The organism is Roseinatronobacter domitianus (genome assembly GCF_023336755.1).
Lineage (GTDB): Bacteria > Pseudomonadota > Alphaproteobacteria > Rhodobacterales > Rhodobacteraceae > Roseinatronobacter > Roseinatronobacter domitianus.
Genome location: NZ_JALZWP010000004.1, coordinates 140,512 through 156,583, shown reverse-complemented (window position 1 = coordinate 156,583; position 16,072 = coordinate 140,512). Strand labels below are relative to the sequence as shown.

The window sequence follows — 16,072 nt, the reverse complement described above, 5'->3', positions numbered from 1 at the left end:
GTGCCGGGTTTTTTCAGTCAGGATCGTGCAGTCAGCCGATTGCGGCTTGCTTCACCGTGTCATCGATAAATGGCACATATTGCGCAAAATTCTCGGCGAACATCTCTACCAGCTTTTGTGCCTGCGCGTCATAGGCATCCGGGTCATCCCATGTGCGGCGCGGGTCCAGCAGAACATCTGCCACACCCGGCACCGAGACGGGCACCATGAAACCGAAATTCTCGTCGCGGCGGAATTCCACATCTTTCAGCGATCCGTCCAGCGCCGCCGTCAGCAGCGCGCGGGTGGCCCGAATTGGCATCCGAGAGCCAGTGCCATAGGCGCCGCCGGTCCAGCCGGTATTGACCAGCCAGCATTCCGCGCCGAATTCGGCGATCTTGTCTTGCAGCAGCTTGCCATAGACTTCCGGGCGGCGCGGCATGAAGGGGGCGCCAAAGCAGGTCGAGAAGGTGGGCTGCGGTTCTGTCACGCCTTGCTCGGTGCCGGCGACCTTGGACGTGAAGCCCGACAGAAAATGATACATCGCCTGCGCAGAGGACAGGCGCGCGATTGGCGGCAGCACGCCGAACGCATCGCAGGTCAGCATGACAACATTTCTCGGCACACCGCCCAGCGAGGTTTCCGACGCGTTCGAAATCGCATCCAGCGGATAGGCCACACGGGTGTTGGCGGTCAGGCTGTCATCCTCAAAATCCAGCTCCAGCGTGTCGGGGTCATGGACCATGTTCTCCACGACGGACCCGAAACGATGCGTTGTGGCATAGATTTCGGGTTCGGCCTCGGCGTTCAGGTTGATGGTCTTGGCGTAGCAGCCGCCTTCAAAATTGAAGATGCCCGTGTTGGACCAGCCATGTTCATCATCCCCGATCAGAACGCGCGACGGGTCGGCCGAGAGCGTGGTCTTGCCGGTGCCCGACAGGCCAAAGAACACGGCGGTATCTTCGGTGTCGTCAATGGCATGGTTGGCGGAACAATGCATCGGCATGATGCCCTTTGCCGGCAGCAGGTAATTCAGCAGTGTGAAGACCGATTTCTTGTTCTCACCGGCATAGGCGGTGTTCGCAATCAGGATCAGCTTGCGCTCGAAATCCAGCGCGATCACGGTTTCTGACCGGCAGCCGTGGCGGGCAGGGTCGGCCTTGAAGCTGGGGCAGTTGATGATGGTGAATTCGGGAATGAATGTCGCCAATTCTTCGGCTGCCGGACGGCGCATCAGATTGCGGATGAACAGGCCATGCCACGCCAGTTCCGTCACAACGCGCACATCCAGACGATGCGCGGGGTCAGCGCCGCCATACAAATCCTGCACGAACATATCGCGGCCTTTGATATGGGTCAGCATGTCCTGATACAGGCTTTCGAACGCCTCAGGCGTCATCGGGGCGTTGTTCTCCCACCAGATGCTGTTTTCAACGCTTGGGCAGCGCACGACGAACTTGTCTTTCGGTGACCGGCCCGTATGGGCGCCGGTTGTTGCCAAAAACGCTCCGCCCAGACCCAGCTTGCCCTCGCCACGTGCGATGGCTTCGTTCATCAGCGCAGGTTCCAGCAGGTTGTAATAGGCCCGAGCAACACCTGTGATGCCTTGATCTTCCAAGCGTTGTTTCGGGTTTACGCGGGGGTTTGACATGGGTGCCTGCTCCATCTGGCGTAATAAAATAGCGCGCGGGGCGCGTGGGGTCGGTTTGCAGCGCCACAACGACTGCGACTGTCCACGCTAAGGCTTTAACACCACGATTAGGGCAATTCATAGGCACCATTGTTGCCGTTAGCGCAACCAATCCCAAGTTAGCGCAATATCAAGGTTTGCAGTGCACGATCATGTTGCAGATCGGCATGTCTGCCGAGGCGAATCAGTCTGTAAAGAGGGGCATTGCACTATTTTTGTTGCACGAAACGGCAATTTGGGCATAGTCGTGTCAAAAATAAGGCGATTACGCCGGGCCAGAGCAGTATAAAAGGACAGGCAAATGTCGAAAATCGCATTGGTCGATGACGACCGCAATATTCTGACATCTGTTTCGATTTGTCTGGAATCCGAAGGGTTCGAGGTCGAGACATATAATGATGGTCAGGCGGCGTTGGATGCATTCAACCGCAAATTGCCCGACATGGCCGTTCTGGACATGAAAATGCCCCGCATGGATGGCATGGAATTGTTGCAGCGCCTGCGCCAGAAAACTCAGATGCCGATCATTTTCCTGACATCGAAAGACGATGAGATTGACGAAGTTTTGGGCCTGCGCATGGGGGCGGATGATTATGTCAAAAAGCCGTTCTCGCAGCGCCTGCTGGTCGAACGCATCCGCGCGCTGCTGCGCCGCAAGCAAGCCAATGAAGGCGTGATCGAGGCCGGCGAGGAAGCCAAGATACTTGTGCGGGGCAATCTGGAGATGGACCCGTTGCGCCACCAGGTGAAATGGAAGGCAGAGGATGTGACCCTGACAGTCACGGAATTCCTGCTTCTTCAGGCGCTGGCGCAACGTCCCGGCGTCGTAAAATCGCGCGACCAGTTGATGGATGTGGCCTATGACGATCAGGTCTATGTGGATGACCGCACGATCGACAGCCACATCAAGCGTTTGCGCAAGAAAATGCGCTCGGTTGATCCTGAGTTTTCGTCAATCGAAACGCTCTATGGTATCGGTTACAAGTACAACGAAGCGTGACGCAGCGATTGCGACGCTCGTTATTGAGCAGGTGACGTCGTGAAAATGGATGTTGTAACAGCGCCGAACGACGTTGTTCTGGGCGATGACTGGGTAGGGCCCGGCGATGCAGTCGAATCCGAAGTGCGCGCAACCCGCGCGCGCCGCGGCTTGTTGAGCATTTCCAGTTCTCCGCTGGCCCGCAAGATCACGCTGTTCAACCTGCTGGCACTTATTATTCTTGTCGCAGGCATTCTCTTTACCAATCCGTTCCGCGACTCTTTGTTGCGCCAACAAGAAGAGATGCTGGGCACCAGCGTCCGGATCGTGGCCGATATTGTGGGGGCCGCCGGTGGGGTAGAACAATCGGCACAGGCCGTCGCACAGCGCCTGGCACTAGATGCCCGGTTCGAGTTGTTGTTCTTCGATGAGACAGGGCAGCTTCGGGCGCGCACGCGTGGGTCCTTGCCGCCACCTGTATCAGAGGTGCCTGACCGGTCCACCGCGATCAGCGACATTCTTGGAGGGATTTGGAACAGTGTGGCGTTCCTGTCGCGCGCAACCGGGATCGACCAGAAACCCGAAACGCTTGACGAATTGCTGGGCGATATTGTTGCGCGCAATCTTGCAGGCGAACCGGCGGCCCACACCCACCGCGCTGATGACGTGATGTGGATTACTGCCAGCGCGCCGGTCACGGTCGGGGGGCAGGTGCAGGGCGCGGTTGTGATGTGGCGCGACGCGGCAGACACTGCCAGACTGATGCGCTATGACCGGGAACAGGTTCTGCAATTCTTCCTGATCGCGCTGGTCGTGTCTATCGGGCTCAGCTTTGTGCTGGCCTCGACAATCGCAAATCCACTGGCTGACCTTGCCGTTGCCGCTGAACTTGGCAAGAACCGTGACGCGCGCAAGTCGCGGCCGGGCCGGGTGCGCATTCCTGATCTGTCCGGGCGGCCCGATGAAATCGGTGATCTGTCTCGCGCCATGCGTGGTATGGTCGGCGCGCTTTATGACAGGGTAGAGGCGAATGAACAATTCGCCGCCGATGTCTCGCATGAAATCAAGAACCCTTTGGCCAGCCTGCGCTCTGCCGTGGGCAGCTTGCGCATGGCCAAGCGCGAAGACCAGGTGCAACGTCTGCTCGACGTGGTGGAGCATGATGTTCGCCGGTTGGACCGGCTTGTTTCCGACACGTCAAATGCATCCCGGCTGGATGCGGAACTGGTGAAGGAAGAAGAAGAGGAATTCGACCTCACAAAGTTGCTGGACAATTTATGCGAACATCTCTCTGTCGAGGCCGGTGAAAAGGGCGTCGAATTTGTCAAGCTTTTGCCAGGTGAACCGATCATCGTGACGGGTTTGGAATCCCGCTTGGCACAGGTTTTTGTCAACCTCATTACGAATGCGATCTCGTTTTGCGAGGATAGTGATGCGGTCCGCGTCTGGGCGCGCAAACGTGCTGACAGGGTGCTTGTCGTTGTAGAGGACACGGGGCCAGGCATCCCCGACAACGCTTTGAAAAAAGTGTTCAAGCGGTTCTATTCGGAACGTCCGGTTCAGCAATTCGGCAATCATTCGGGGCTGGGTCTTGCGATCTCGAAGCAGATCGTCGAGGCGCATCAGGGCGTTATCTGGGCAGAGAATATCCGCCTGCCCGACGCCGACCCCGACAGCCCACCACTTGGCGCGCGCTTTGTCGTGGGCCTGCCGCTCTGATCATGGAGCGGGTGACGGTTCATGCCAGCACCGTAGCGTTCGATCTACCTGTTGGCCCGCGTGCCTTGGTGCTTTCCGGGCGGTCTGGCCGTGGAAAATCTGCGCTGGCGCTGGAATTATTGGCCATAGGCGCACGCTTGGTCAGTGACGATCAGACCGTGCTACATGCCGAAAGCGGTCAGTTGATCGCCACAGCCCCTCCGGCAATTGCCGGGTTGATAGAGTGGCGCGGCGTTGGTCTGTTGCCGGTGGCATATCTGGAGCAAGCGCCGGTCGTCGCATGGGTCGACATGGATAGTTCCGCACAAGACCGTCTGCCTGCGCCGCGGTGCCACTATGTGCTTGGCGTGCGCCTGCCGTGCCTGCATCTTCCCGGCCATGGGGCCGTGGCGGCTGGACTTCGGCAATACATGTTGGGACAAGCGTGGATGGCACAGAACGAGCGCGCGACATGAGCGACCAAGGCAACCTTTCCCACATTCCGCCGCGGCTGGTGTTGGTAACGGGGCCGTCCGGGTCAGGGCGCAGCACGGCGCTCAAGGCTTTGGAAGATATCGGTTTCGAGGCGATTGACAACATGCCGTCTTCGCTGGTGCCGCGCCTTGTCCGTGCCCGGCTGGAACGCCCATTGGCCCTTGGGCTTGATACGCGCAATCGTGATTTCTCTGTCGATGCGCTGCTGACGTTGGTCGAAGCGCTTGCAAGCCTGCCTGACACAAGTTTTGACCTGCTCTATCTGGATTGCTCGGAGGATGCCTTGATCCGGCGCTTCGCGGAAACCCGCCGCCGTCACCCTCTGCGCCCGGATTTACCGCCTGCCGATGGGGTTGGGCTGGAAACCCGGTTGTTAAAGACGGTCCGTAGCCGCGCCGACATGCTGATCGACACCTCGGCCCTCAGCCCGCATGATCTGCGTGCAGAGATCGTTCAGCTTTTTGCCCCGCAAGGCCGTGTGGCAATGGGGGTTCAGGTGCAGTCCTTTTCCTACAAGCGCGGCATCCCGCGCGGGGTGGACATGGTGTTCGATTGCCGCTTTCTGAACAATCCGCATTGGCAGCCAGAGTTGCGCAGCTTCGACGGGCGCGACCCGGCCGTTGCCGCATTTATCATGCAGGATGCGCGCGCGCTTCCGTTTTTCGACAAGATACACGCTTTGGTAGAAAGCCTTCTGCCGGAATTCGCCGAACAGGGAAAACCGCTCATTATGGTGGCGCTTGGTTGCACTGGCGGGCAACATCGCTCTGTTGCAATGGCGGAAAAACTGGCGAATGCACTTGCACGGGGGCCATGGCGCGTGTCTAAACGACACAGGGAACTGGAACGCAAGGCCGGGGTCGAAGCCTCGGCGAATGGGTAGGGTTAGGGCGTGATCGGGATCGTGATCGTCGCACATGGCGGCTTGGCGCGCGAATATCTGGCAGCGATCGAGCATGTGATCGGCAAACAATCCGGTATGGTGGCGGTGTCGATAGAGTATGATCATGATCGCGGCACCAAACAAAACGAAATTACCGCCGCTGCGGAAGCCGTCGATACCGGGGCAGGCACCGTGGTGGTAACGGACATGTTCGGTGGGTCGCCCTCTAACCTGTCCTTGCCGGCCTGTGCGTCGCCAAACCGTCGGATATTGTATGGGGCAAATCTGCCGATGCTTATCAAGCTGGCGAAATCGCGTGAGCTGCCTTTGCCAGAGGCCACGGCCGCGGCATTGGAGTCGGGGCGTAAATACATAAATTCCATAGAGTTGGGCAATTAACAAGACATGGACGACAGGCCGCATGATTGAACAAGAGCTTGAGATCGTGAATGAAAAAGGGCTTCACGCGCGCGCATCTGCGAAATTCGTGGAAGTGGTGGAGCGGTTCGGCGCAGATGTCGAGGTGATGAAGGACGGCATGAGCGTGCCGGGCGATTCCATCATGGGGCTCTTGATGCTGGCGGCATCGCGCGGCACGTCCATCAAGGTGAAAATCTCCGGCGCGGAAGAGGCAGAGGTCATGGACGCTCTTGCAGCCCTTGTCGCTGACAAGTTCGGCGAGGGGATGTAGCCCGAGAGCATGTCGCGTTCATTCGCATGCATGCGACATGCTCTAACCTTCTGAGGCCGCATGTCTTTTTGCGCAAAACCGGAAACCACTTTTGCCCGACATGCTCTAGTCGTCCTGCCCCAGCATTGGTGCGGCGCGCGCGGCAGGGGCATCTGCGAAATGAAAGGGCGAGCGCACGCCCTTCAACCCGTCCATATCAAGCGCCAGCCCCCGCGCCTGCACTTGAGGGTCGGCGAACACCTCTGCCATGTCATTGATCGGCCCGGCGGGAACGCCCTGTGCTTCGCAAGCGGCCAGAAGCGCTGATTTGGTCCAACCGGAGGTCTCCGTGCAGAGGGCGTCTGACAGGGCTGTGCGGCGGGCCACGCGGTCGGCATTGGTGGCGTAATCTGCGTTTTGTGCCAGATCGGGACGTGACAGCAGCGCGCAAAGCCGCTGATATTGCCCGTCATTCCCGGTGGCGATGATGATATGGCCATCAGAGCAGGGCACGACCTGATAGGGCGCCAGATTGGGGTGAAAGTTGCCCAACCGTCGCGGCGCGGTGTCGGTTGCCAGATAGTTCATGGCCTGATTGGCCATGATCGACACTGCGCAATCCATCAGCGCCATGTCGATATGTTGGCCGCGCCCCGTGCGGTGGCGGTCTTGCACAGCGGCGAGAATGGCGGTGCTGGCATATATGCCGGTGATAATATCGGTCACGGCCACGCCCACTTTATGCGGCGCGCCATCCTCTGGGCCGGTGATGGACATAAGCCCCGACATGCCCTGAATGATGTAATCATACCCTGCGCGGTGGGCATAAGGCCCGGTCTGTCCAAAGCCGGTGATCGAGCAATAGATCAGCCGCGGGTTCAGTGCCGCAAGGCTTGCGTAGTCCAGTCCGAACTTGGCCAAGCCGCCGACTTTGAAGTTCTCTATCAGGATATCGGCATCCGCCACCAACGCGCGCACCTTGTCACGCCCGTCTTCCGTGCGGAAATCGGCTGTGACCGACGCCTTGCCCCGGTTCGCCGCGTGGAAATAAGCGGCCTCTTGGGTGCCGTCCTGTCGGGTTACGAAGGGCGGTCCCCAGCGGCGGGTGTCGTCGCCCTCGGGCGCTTCGACCTTGATGACCTCTGCCCCCAGATCGGCCAGCGTCTGTCCCGCCCATGGCCCGGCCAGGATGCGCGCCAATTCTATTACGCGCAGCCCTTGCAACGGTCCCGGCATAAGGCTTAGCCGCCCAGCTTTTCGGTCAGAACGCGGGCGAATTCGTCATAGGGCATGTTCTGATAGCTCTGCCCGTTAATGATGAATGTGGGCGTGGCGCGGATATTGTCAGCCTCTGCATTGGCCTGGTAAAATTCGGTCAGTGCCAGAGCGGTGTCCGCATCTTCCAGGCAGGCGTTCAGTTCTGCGTCATTCATGCCGGCCTGACGGCCCAAGCGGCGCAGGTTCGCGGCCACTTGCGCGGGATCATTCGCGCCTGCCCATTCGCGCTGCTGGTCATACAGCATCTCTACAATGCCATGATAGCGCTCGCCCCCACCGCAGCGCGCAACCATCCCGGCCCACAGGCCATAGCGGTCGAAATAGACCTCGCGCTTGATATATTGAATGCGCCCTGTATCGATGAAATCCGCTTTCAACTGCTCATACGGGCCTTGGTTGAAGGTCGCGCAATGCGGGCAGGTGAAGGACGAATATTCCACCACCGTGACCGGTGCATTCGGGTTGCCCAGCGGGAAATCCAGCTCATGCGATTGCACGGGGCTTGCGCTTTCGACGCCGCTGGCTGTCGGGGTCGGCGTGGATTGGCTGGAATACCACCAACCGCCCGCGCCAAGGGCTGCGACGACGGCAATGGCGGGCAGGATGAATTTGTTCATCGGGTCTTTCCTTGTGTTCGCTCGTGTTTGCTTAAGACATTCGTGGCCAGACGTTCAAGCGCGGCGCGCAAGCTTTCGTCGGTCACGCCGCCGGTGACAGCCTGCGCGGTCGCCACAACGCGGGCATCAGGCGCTTTGGGTGGCACTTTCGGCGCTGGGGTGAATTGCGCTTGCCCTTCTGCAAAGCCGGTGGGGGCGGTCTGGGTGATTGTAATGCGGGAAATTGCGTTGTAACCGTAGCAGGCATTGACCTTGTCGCGCAGGCGGGGAAGTTGCATCTGCACCATGGGCGCGGCAGGGCCGGTGGTCAGCAATGTCAGCGTGGCCCCGAACCCGCCCTTGGTATAGCCAATCTTGACGGGCCGCGCGCAGGCGGCAATGTCCGGCCCCGCGATTTCGGCCCAATGCGTCAGCAGGCGCGACACGGCAAAGCCGCGCGCTTCGCCCACTTTGCGAATTTGTGGGCCAAGCAAGCTGGCGGCGGGCTGAAACCCGCGCATGCGGCGCTCGGTTTTGGGTGGCATTGCGTTTGTCTCCTGTGCGGCGCAGTTTATCCTTATGGGCGCGCGTGGCCAGAGGGGCGCGCGGTTTTTCTTGGGGATGGATCGTCAAACATGCGTGACGAGAGCGCTTATTCGCAGATGGCAGCGGAGCTGTTGGCTTGGTATGACCGTCATGCGCGTGTGTTGCCTTGGCGTGTGCCACCTGATGGGGGCAAGGCTGACCCGTATCGTGTCTGGCTGTCAGAGGTGATGTTGCAACAAACCACGGTGGCCGCCGTGAAAGAGTATTTCCACCGCTTTACAACGCGCTGGCCTAATGTCGAGGCGCTTGCGGCTGCGGATGACGCCGATGTTATGGCCGAGTGGGCGGGGCTTGGATATTACGCCCGCGCGCGCAACCTGCTGAAATGCGCACGCGCCGTTGCGGCGCAGGGTGGTTTTCCAAAGACGCGGGCGAAATTGCAAGAATTGCCCGGCATTGGTCCCTATACCTCTGCTGCAATTGCAGCGATTGCGTTTGACCGCCCGGAAACCGTGCTCGACGGCAATGTAGAGCGCGTTATGGCGCGTATATTCGACGACCACACGCCCTTACCCGCCGCCAAGCCGGTGCTGACCGACTATGCTGCGCGGCTGACGCCTGTGCAGCGTCCCGGCGACTACGCGCAAGCCGTGATGGACCTTGGCGCGACCATTTGCACACCGCGCAACCCGGCTTGCGGCATCTGCCCGTGGCGCGGGCCATGCGCCGCGCGCGCGAGTGGCACAGCGCCGAGTTTGCCGCGCAAAACACCGAAAGCCGCCAAGCCCATACGCTTTGGGATTGCCTATATCGGGCGGCGTTCAGATGGTGCGTGGTTGCTGGAGCGCCGCCCACCCAAGGGCTTGCTGGGCGGCACATTGGGCTGGCCGGGGACGGTTTGGGCCGAGAGTGGGTTGGTTGAAACCCCACCCCTTCCGGCCAATTGGCGTGCGTTGGAAGAAGAGGTCCGCCACACTTTCACCCATTTCCATCTACGCCTGTCGCTGCGGGTGGCTCTCTTGCCGATAGACGCGCCGGGTCATTTCGTCCCCGATGCCCAATTTAACCCGCGCGATCTGCCCACGCTTATGCGCAAGGCCCATGCCTTGGCCGCGTCGGAACTGGGCGCGTGATGCCGCACCCGTCGGGGGCTGTCAGCGCGCGCGATTTGCGCTATTTCTTGCCCATAGCCAAAGGGTTCCCAGTGTGACACCAGACCAGTTCCGCCGTTTTTCCGCCGCGATGCCGTTTTGGGCAAGCATGGGCTTTGTGCCGCTGATCGTGATCGCGGCTGCCTATGGTGGCTGGTGGTTGCTGCTGATGCCGCTTTACGGTTGGGGCGTCTTCACGGCGATGGATTTTGTCACCGGGCTGAACCTTGATAACCCCGACACGCAAACCCCGCTGAAAGACCTGTTCTGGTATCGCGCGATCACGCTTGTCTGGTTCCCGGTGCAATTCGCGGTCATCTTCGGCGCTTTGTGGTGGATCGCGGCGACCGACCATCTGCATTGGTTCGAGGAACTGTCGCTGATGTTCGGCGTGGGTGTCATGTCCGGGGTGATCGGGATCGTCTATAGCCATGAATTGATGCACCAGAAACCAAAGCTGGAACGCTGGCTTGGCGATTTGCTGTTGGCGTCCGTGCTTTACAGCCATTTCCGGTCAGAGCATCTGCAAGTTCACCACCGTTATGTCGGCACGCCGCGCGACCCTGTGACAGCGCGCATGGGCGAAGGGTTTCAGGCGTATTTCTGGCGCGTGCTGCGCGATTGCCCCGGATCGGCGCTGCGGGCCGAAGCCGCGATGCTGGCGCGTAAAGGGGTTTCGGCATGGCACTGGTCAAACCCGTTCTGGCGCTATGCGGCGTTGCAAGGCGGGATGCTGGCGCTAGCATTCAGTATCGCGGGTTGGTGGGGTGTGGTCCTGTTTGCATGGCAAGCGCTGATCGCGATCTGGCAGTTGGAATTGACCAACTATATCGAACACTATGGGTTAACGCGCCGTTACTTGGGCGATGGCAAATACGAACCTGTCCGCCCGCATCACAGTTGGAACGCGTCGCACAAGGCGTCGAACTGGTTGATGATAAACCTGCAACGCCATTCCGACCACCATTTCAAGCCCGACCGCCGCTTTCCGCTGCTGCAAACCTACGCGCGGGAAGATGCCCCGCAACTGCCCTATGGCTACCCGGCGCTGACCACGCTGGCGATGGTTCCGCCCCTGTGGCGTCGCTTCATGGACCCGAAAGTGCGTGCGTGGCGGCGGCAGTTCTACCCAGACATCGAGGATTGGTCGCCTTACGATCGCCATGCGACACCGTGGCCCAAGGGCGCGGCTTGAGCGGGCCGGGCAGGGCGCTATTTATCGGCTATGACAGAGATACTTTATAACGGGCGTTGCCCGATTTGCTCCGCCGAGATTGCGCATTACAGCGCGCGCGCCGCCGCGACAGGGGCAGATTTGCAGTTTACCGACCTGAATACGGCACCATTGCAAGATTGGGGCATTAGCGCCGACCAAGCCATCCGCCGGCTGCATGCGCGCCAAGACGGGCAGATCGTGTCGGGCTTTCCGGCGTTCCTGCTGATCTGGCAAGCCTTGCCGCGCTGGCGCTGGCTTGCCAAGCTGGTCGCGCTGCCGGGTCTGCGCCATGCAGTCGGGCTGGTTTATGACAGGCTGGCCGCGCCGATCCTATATCGGCTGCACCTGCGGCGAGAGGCTAAGAAGGCGTAATCTTGCGCGGAACAAGGGCGTCGCCCGCCGCGCAATCGGCTGGCCGTCCCATGGCCTGCCGATTTGGCCAGGCAAACCGCAAAGCGCACCCGTCTTTCGGATTTGGCTGGCATAATGTGCTATTACTCAGGCGTCAGATCGGCAGTCCCCGGCCAGCCGATTGCGATCGGGACGTGAACCGCTCTTCAAAACGGCACATCCCCCGCCGATGCATCGGCCTCTTGGACATAGGCGGCCATGACATGCCGGGCGGATGACTTCTCGAACTCGACAAACAACTTGTCACCATCCACGGACGCCACGCGCCCATAGCCGAATTTCTGATGGAACACCCGCGCGCCTTCCTCGAATTCGGGCACAACCGTGCCATGCACAAGTTTGGGCTGGCTGCGTTCGGCGGTTTGCAACCGCCGCCAGCCGGGCGAATTATACACATCGGCTTTCGACGCGCGTTCCTCGACCGCGCTGCCAAACCCTGTGCCGCCAAAGCCAGCGCCGATCCCGCCATATAGCCCCGGCGGCGTCAGCACCTCGACATGGTCGCCGGGCAATTCATCGACAAAGCGCGAGGGCAGTTGCGACTGCCATTGCCCATAGACCCGCCGGTTCGCGGCAAAACTGATGGTGCAAAGCTGCTCGGCGCGAGTTATGCCGACATAGGCAAGGCGGCGCTCTTCTTCCAAGCCCTTCTGGCCCGACTCGTCCATCGAGCGCTGCGACGGGAACAACCCCTCTTCCCAGCCCGGCAGAAAAATTGCGGGAAACTCCAGCCCCTTGGCCGCGTGCAGCGTCATGATGCTGACCTTGTCCTCTGCCCCGTCGCTGTCATTGTCCATGACCAGCGCGACATGTTCCAGGAACCCTTGAAGATTCTCAAAAGATTCCAGAGCCTTGACCAGTTCTTTCAGGTTGTCCAAACGCCCCGGCGCTTCGGGTGTCTTGTCGTTCAGCCACATTTCGGTATAGCCGGATTCCTCAAGGATCTGCTCGGCCAGTTCTATATGGTTCCCCGATGTCGAAGGCTCTGTGACCGTCTCGATCAGCGCATCATCATCTGGCACAGCCCCAAGGCCCAGAACGGCACGGTGCCACCGCGCGACCCCTTCCAGAAACGCGCGCAATTGTCCGGCACCCCGGCCCTTGATCTCGCCTGCCTCTATGGCCAATGCGGCCCCTTGCACCAATGGCACATCTGCCGCGCGAGCATACCGTTGAATGACCTGCTGCGCCTTGTCGCCCAAGCCACGCTTGGGGGTGTTCACCACCCGCTCGAACGCAAGGTCGTCGCCGGGGCTGACGGCCAACCGGAAATAGGCCATCGCATCGCGAATTTCCATGCGTTCATAAAAGCGTGGGCCGCCGATCACGCGGTAGGGCAGGCCGATGGTCAGAAAACGATCCTCGAAGGCGCGCATCTGGTGGCTGGCCCGCACCAAGATTGCCATTTGTTCCAGATTGAACGGTTGCAGCCCGCGCGTGCCGCGTTGCAGATCCTCGATCTGCTCACCCACCCAGCGCGCTTCTTCCTCGCCATCCCAATGGCCGATCAGGCGGAGTTTTTCGCCCGATTGCGCTTCGGTCCAGAGTGTTTTGCCCAAGCGGTCCTGATTGCCGGAAATGACCTGCCCGGCGGCGGCCAGAATATGCGGGGTAGAGCGGTAATTCTGTTCCAGCCGCACCACCTTGGCACCGGGAAAATCCCGCTCGAACCGCAGGATATTGCCCACTTCGGCCCCGCGCCAGCCATAGATGGACTGGTCATCATCGCCCACGCAGCAGATATTCTTGTGCCCCGCCGCCAGCAGCCGCAGCCAAAGATATTGGGCGACATTGGTGTCCTGATATTCGTCCACCAGAACGTATTTGAAGCGGCGCTGGTAGTCTTGCAGCACATCCGGGTGCGCCTGAAAGATCGTGACGCAATGCAGCAGCAAATCGCCAAAATCGCAGGCGTTCAGGGTTTTCAACCGGTCTTGATAGGCGGCGTAAAACTCTGTCCCGCGATTGTCGAAGGCGTTCGCCTCGGATGACGGCACCTGTTCCGGCGTCCATGCCCGGTTCTTCCACTGGTCGATGATGTTGGCCAGCAGGCGCGGGGGCCAGCGTTTTTCGTCTATATTCGCGGCGGACAGGATTTGCTTTATCAGCCGCAACTGGTCGTCCATGTCCAGAATCGTGAAGCTGGATTTCAGCCCGACCAATTCGGCATGGCGCCGCAGCAGCTTGGCGCTGATGGAATGGAACGTGCCCATCCACGCCATCCCCTCGACGGCGTCGCCCAGATAGCCGCCGACGCGCAATTTCATCTCTCGCGCGGCTTTATTGGTGAAGGTCACAGCCAGAATTTGTGACGGGAACGCGCGCCCGGTGTTCAGCAGATGCGCAATGCGCGCGGTCAGCGCTTTGGTCTTGCCGGTGCCAGCCCCCGCCAGCATCAGCACCGGGCCATCCAGCGTTTCCACGGCCTCGCGCTGCGCGGGGTTCAGCCCGTCCAGATAGGGCGCGGGGCGCGCAGCCATGGCGCGGGCAGAGAGGGGCAGGTCGGTGTTGAAATCTGACATGGCGGAAACTCTAGCGCGGTGGCGACTGGAATTAAACCCAATGTTCAAGGATTGTTCCAGAGAATTCGCATGATCCTAGAACAGTGTCGCGCTGCTCTCTGCACCAAGTGCCCGCAGATCGCAAAGGGCTGCACTGTTTCCGGCCGTTGGGATGTCATCCATCCGCAGATCGCGTGGCGTGTCACGCAAGCCAGACGTTGCCGCCCAACGCAGGATCACATTTTGGGCGCAACGGATATAGGCCACACCGGCGGCCTGCGTGACCGGGCGCATCTCATATTCGAAACGGCCGACAAATCCGTCACGGTCAATCATGATGACAGCGGGGTCTTTGCCAGTCAGATGCGCCGCGAAAAGTGCCTGATGCACGCTGTCACGTGCAGAAGATGTGCCATCAAGCGCGATCTCGATCACATGTCGGTCGGTTTCGCAATCCACCCGGACATGACGTTTCATCTCATATGTATCGAAATACTGGCGTGTTTCGGCTTCGCTGCCGCCAAGGAAGGCGCAGAGCAGCGCGGCAAGTTCGACTTCGCCCATCGGGTCGCTTTCGTTAACAAAGGTTAACAAAAGGTTAACGCGTGCTGTTGCCGGGATCAAGAAAAGCCGGGACACATGGTTAGCACGTCGTATGAGGCAGAGCGGATAATCGCGCGACATCAGGGCGTGTTAACGGCGCTGCATGCGCTGTGCCGCGACAGGCCGCAACTGTCCCGGTTTACAATTCGCCGTTCCCCGCGTTTTATGCGCCCCATGGACCCGACCCTAAGATTCCCGGCACTGTCCGACCTCAAAGCGGCCTGCAAAGCGCGCGTGCCGTGGTTTGTGTGGGAGTATCTGGACAGCGCGACGGGCAGCGAGTCTGTGAAGCCTCGAAACCGTGCGGCATTGGAGCGGGTGCTGTTCCGCCCCGCCATCCTGCGCGGTCCGATCGCGCCGGACCTGACCACCCATCTTCTTGGAATTGACTACGCTATGCCCGTAGGCGTGGCCCCGGTTGGCATGTCGGGGTTGATCTGGCCGGGGGCCGAAGCTGCCTTGGCGCGCATGGCGCAAGCGCGGCGCATTCCCTACACGCTTAGCACGGTTGCCACGCAAACGCCCGAAACCATCGGGCCTGTTGCAGGCGATATGGGGTGGTTCCAGCTTTACCCGCCGAAAGACCCAGGCATCCGCGCCGATATTCTGACCCGCGCGCGAAACGCGGGCTTTCGGGTGCTGGTGCTGACGGTCGATCTGCCCGGCCCCTCGCGGCGCGAACGCCAGTTGCGCGCGCAACTGGCTATTCCCCCCAAGCTGACGCCGTCCATGCTGTTGCAGGTAGCGCAGCGTCCGGCTTGGGCGCTGGGAACCTTGCGCGCAGGCACGCCACGTCTGCGGTTGATGGAAGAGTATCTTAAGCTGGACGGCAATGCACCGTCCACAGCGCATCCGGGCTATTTGCTGCGCGCCGCCCCAGATTGGGAGTATGTCCGCGCGGTGCGCGACCTGTGGGAGGGGCCGTTGGTCATTAAGGGCGTGATGGACCCGGCCGATGCGCAGCGCCTGCGCAATGCGGGTGCCGATGCGATCTGGGTGTCGAACCATGGCGGGCGGCAATTCGACGGGGCGCCTGCATCGCTGGATGCGCTGCGCGACATACGCGCGGCGCTTGGGCCGGATATGCCGCTGATCTACGATGGCGGCGTGGAATCTGGCCTTGATGTGCTGCGCGCGCTGGCCTGTGGCGCGAGTTTCACCATGCTGGGGCGCGGCTGGCATTATGCACTAGGCGCGCTTGGAGAGCGGGGAGCCGATCATTTGGCAACGATCCTGCATGACGATCTGATCGCCAATATGGTGCAGATGGGCGCGACCCGTCCCGAACAGGTCGCAAGCCAGCTTGCACAAAGCAATAACAGGCGCGACGAAATGTAACGGAACCTCACAGCCGCTTTACCTGCGCGCAATAATCT

General features: G+C 60.5%; 16 protein-coding genes. 10 read left to right on the top strand and 6 right to left on the bottom strand.

What is annotated here, in order from left to right; translation table 11 throughout:
- Positions 1-31: 31 nt before the first annotated feature.
- On the bottom strand, positions 32-1,630 hold the full coding sequence (locus M3N55_RS06185; protein ID WP_249057475.1) for a phosphoenolpyruvate carboxykinase: 1,599 nt from the start codon (positions 1,628-1,630) through the stop codon (positions 32-34).
- 340 nt (positions 1,631-1,970) lie between these two features.
- On the opposite strand from M3N55_RS06185, the gene M3N55_RS06180 reads away from it, so the two are divergent.
- From M3N55_RS06180 to M3N55_RS06155, 6 genes are read left to right on the top strand one after another with little or no spacing between them, the layout of a single operon-like run.
- Positions 1,971-2,669 carry a response regulator transcription factor gene (locus M3N55_RS06180; RefSeq protein WP_249057470.1) on the top strand — a complete coding sequence of 233 codons (699 nt, stop codon included), beginning with the start codon at positions 1,971-1,973 and terminating at the stop codon, positions 2,667-2,669.
- Positions 2,670-2,714: 45 nt separating this feature from the next.
- On the top strand, positions 2,715-4,367 hold the full coding sequence (locus M3N55_RS06175) for a sensor histidine kinase (RefSeq protein WP_249057588.1): 1,653 nt from the start codon (positions 2,715-2,717) through the stop codon (positions 4,365-4,367).
- Between the two features lie 2 nt (positions 4,368-4,369).
- The gene (locus M3N55_RS06170; protein ID WP_249057468.1) at positions 4,370-4,822 is read left to right on the top strand and encodes an HPr kinase/phosphorylase; all 453 of its coding nucleotides are present in this window, start codon (positions 4,370-4,372) and stop codon (positions 4,820-4,822) included.
- Positions 4,819-5,724 (top strand): RNase adapter RapZ, encoded by a 906-nt coding sequence (gene rapZ, locus M3N55_RS06165; protein WP_249057462.1) that lies wholly within the window; start codon positions 4,819-4,821, stop codon positions 5,722-5,724. Before M3N55_RS06170 ends, rapZ begins: the two co-directional genes overlap by 4 nt.
- 9 nt (positions 5,725-5,733) lie before the next feature.
- Positions 5,734-6,123 carry a PTS sugar transporter subunit IIA gene (locus M3N55_RS06160; RefSeq protein ID WP_249057455.1) on the top strand — a complete coding sequence of 130 codons (390 nt, stop codon included), beginning with the start codon at positions 5,734-5,736 and terminating at the stop codon, positions 6,121-6,123.
- Positions 6,124-6,145: 22 nt separating this feature from the next.
- Positions 6,146-6,415 (top strand): HPr family phosphocarrier protein, encoded by a 270-nt coding sequence (locus tag M3N55_RS06155; RefSeq protein WP_249057454.1) that lies wholly within the window; start codon positions 6,146-6,148, stop codon positions 6,413-6,415.
- Between the two features lie 105 nt (positions 6,416-6,520).
- Here the strand turns inward: M3N55_RS06155 and M3N55_RS06150 are convergent, their stop codons facing one another.
- The 3 genes from M3N55_RS06150 to M3N55_RS06140 are packed head-to-tail and all read right to left on the bottom strand — an operon-like array spanning position 6,521 to position 8,813.
- Positions 6,521-7,630 carry a CaiB/BaiF CoA transferase family protein gene (locus M3N55_RS06150; RefSeq protein ID WP_249057452.1) on the bottom strand — a complete coding sequence of 370 codons (1,110 nt, stop codon included), beginning with the start codon at positions 7,628-7,630 and terminating at the stop codon, positions 6,521-6,523.
- 5 nt (positions 7,631-7,635) lie between these two features.
- Positions 7,636-8,289 carry a DsbA family protein gene (locus M3N55_RS06145; RefSeq protein ID WP_249057450.1) on the bottom strand — a complete coding sequence of 218 codons (654 nt, stop codon included), beginning with the start codon at positions 8,287-8,289 and terminating at the stop codon, positions 7,636-7,638.
- Positions 8,286-8,813 (bottom strand): DUF721 domain-containing protein, encoded by a 528-nt coding sequence (locus M3N55_RS06140; RefSeq protein ID WP_249057448.1) that lies wholly within the window; start codon positions 8,811-8,813, stop codon positions 8,286-8,288. Before M3N55_RS06140 ends, M3N55_RS06145 begins: the two co-directional genes overlap by 4 nt.
- Positions 8,814-8,903: 90 nt before the next feature.
- Here M3N55_RS06140 and M3N55_RS06135 point away from each other — a divergent pair, with 90 nt between their 5' ends.
- The 3 genes from M3N55_RS06135 to M3N55_RS06125 all read left to right on the top strand — a co-directional run bounded on the left by M3N55_RS06135 (position 8,904) and on the right by M3N55_RS06125 (position 11,553).
- On the top strand, positions 8,904-9,947 hold the full coding sequence (locus tag M3N55_RS06135; RefSeq protein ID WP_249057446.1) for an A/G-specific adenine glycosylase: 1,044 nt from the start codon (positions 8,904-8,906) through the stop codon (positions 9,945-9,947).
- A 109-nt stretch (positions 9,948-10,056) separates the two neighbouring features.
- Complete coding sequence (locus M3N55_RS06130; RefSeq protein ID WP_249057585.1) at positions 10,057-11,160, top strand: alkane 1-monooxygenase; 1,104 nt, start codon at positions 10,057-10,059, stop codon at positions 11,158-11,160.
- 30 nt (positions 11,161-11,190) lie between these two features.
- A complete protein-coding gene (locus tag M3N55_RS06125; protein WP_249057444.1) occupies positions 11,191-11,553 on the top strand; it encodes a thiol-disulfide oxidoreductase DCC family protein in 363 nt (120 codons plus the stop codon).
- A 185-nt stretch (positions 11,554-11,738) separates the two neighbouring features.
- Here M3N55_RS06125 and M3N55_RS06120 read toward each other — a convergent pair whose 3' ends face one another.
- Together M3N55_RS06120 and M3N55_RS06115 are read right to left on the bottom strand one after the other, a co-directional pair.
- Positions 11,739-14,114 (bottom strand): ATP-dependent helicase, encoded by a 2,376-nt coding sequence (locus M3N55_RS06120; protein WP_249057442.1) that lies wholly within the window; start codon positions 14,112-14,114, stop codon positions 11,739-11,741.
- Positions 14,115-14,189: 75 nt separating this feature from the next.
- The gene (locus tag M3N55_RS06115) at positions 14,190-14,657 is read right to left on the bottom strand and encodes a hypothetical protein (RefSeq protein WP_249057440.1); all 468 of its coding nucleotides are present in this window, start codon (positions 14,655-14,657) and stop codon (positions 14,190-14,192) included.
- Between the two features lie 204 nt (positions 14,658-14,861).
- Between M3N55_RS06115 and M3N55_RS06110 the strand changes: the two genes are divergently transcribed.
- Positions 14,862-16,034 carry an alpha-hydroxy acid oxidase gene (locus M3N55_RS06110; RefSeq protein ID WP_428982618.1) on the top strand — a complete coding sequence of 391 codons (1,173 nt, stop codon included), beginning with the start codon at positions 14,862-14,864 and terminating at the stop codon, positions 16,032-16,034.
- The last annotated feature ends 38 nt before the right edge of the window (positions 16,035-16,072 follow it).

Bases quoted from the DNA above. Each gene is read 5' to 3' on its own strand.
- M3N55_RS06130 (WP_249057585.1), top strand. From the start codon at position 10,057: ATGCCGTTTTGGGCAAGCATGGGCTTTGTGCCGCTGATCGTGATCGCG.
- M3N55_RS06135 (WP_249057446.1), top strand. From the start codon at position 8,904: ATGCGTGACGAGAGCGCTTATTCGCAGATGGCAGCGGAGCTGTTGGCT.
- M3N55_RS06185 (WP_249057475.1), bottom strand. From the start codon at position 1,630: ATGTCAAACCCCCGCGTAAACCCGAAACAACGCTTGGAAGATCAAGGC.
- M3N55_RS06120 (WP_249057442.1), bottom strand. From the start codon at position 14,114: ATGTCAGATTTCAACACCGACCTGCCCCTCTCTGCCCGCGCCATGGCT.
- M3N55_RS06110 (WP_428982618.1), top strand. From the start codon at position 14,862: ATGCGCCCCATGGACCCGACCCTAAGATTCCCGGCACTGTCCGACCTC.
- M3N55_RS06150 (WP_249057452.1), bottom strand. From the start codon at position 7,630: ATGCCGGGACCGTTGCAAGGGCTGCGCGTAATAGAATTGGCGCGCATC.
- M3N55_RS06175 (WP_249057588.1), top strand. From the start codon at position 2,715: ATGGATGTTGTAACAGCGCCGAACGACGTTGTTCTGGGCGATGACTGG.
- M3N55_RS06115 (WP_249057440.1), bottom strand. From the start codon at position 14,657: ATGGGCGAAGTCGAACTTGCCGCGCTGCTCTGCGCCTTCCTTGGCGGC.
- M3N55_RS06170 (WP_249057468.1), top strand. From the start codon at position 4,370: ATGGAGCGGGTGACGGTTCATGCCAGCACCGTAGCGTTCGATCTACCT.
- M3N55_RS06145 (WP_249057450.1), bottom strand. From the start codon at position 8,289: ATGAACAAATTCATCCTGCCCGCCATTGCCGTCGTCGCAGCCCTTGGC.
- M3N55_RS06125 (WP_249057444.1), top strand. From the start codon at position 11,191: ATGACAGAGATACTTTATAACGGGCGTTGCCCGATTTGCTCCGCCGAG.
- M3N55_RS06140 (WP_249057448.1), bottom strand. From the start codon at position 8,813: ATGCCACCCAAAACCGAGCGCCGCATGCGCGGGTTTCAGCCCGCCGCC.
- rapZ (WP_249057462.1), top strand. From the start codon at position 4,819: ATGAGCGACCAAGGCAACCTTTCCCACATTCCGCCGCGGCTGGTGTTG.
- M3N55_RS06155 (WP_249057454.1), top strand. From the start codon at position 6,146: ATGATTGAACAAGAGCTTGAGATCGTGAATGAAAAAGGGCTTCACGCG.
- M3N55_RS06180 (WP_249057470.1), top strand. From the start codon at position 1,971: ATGTCGAAAATCGCATTGGTCGATGACGACCGCAATATTCTGACATCT.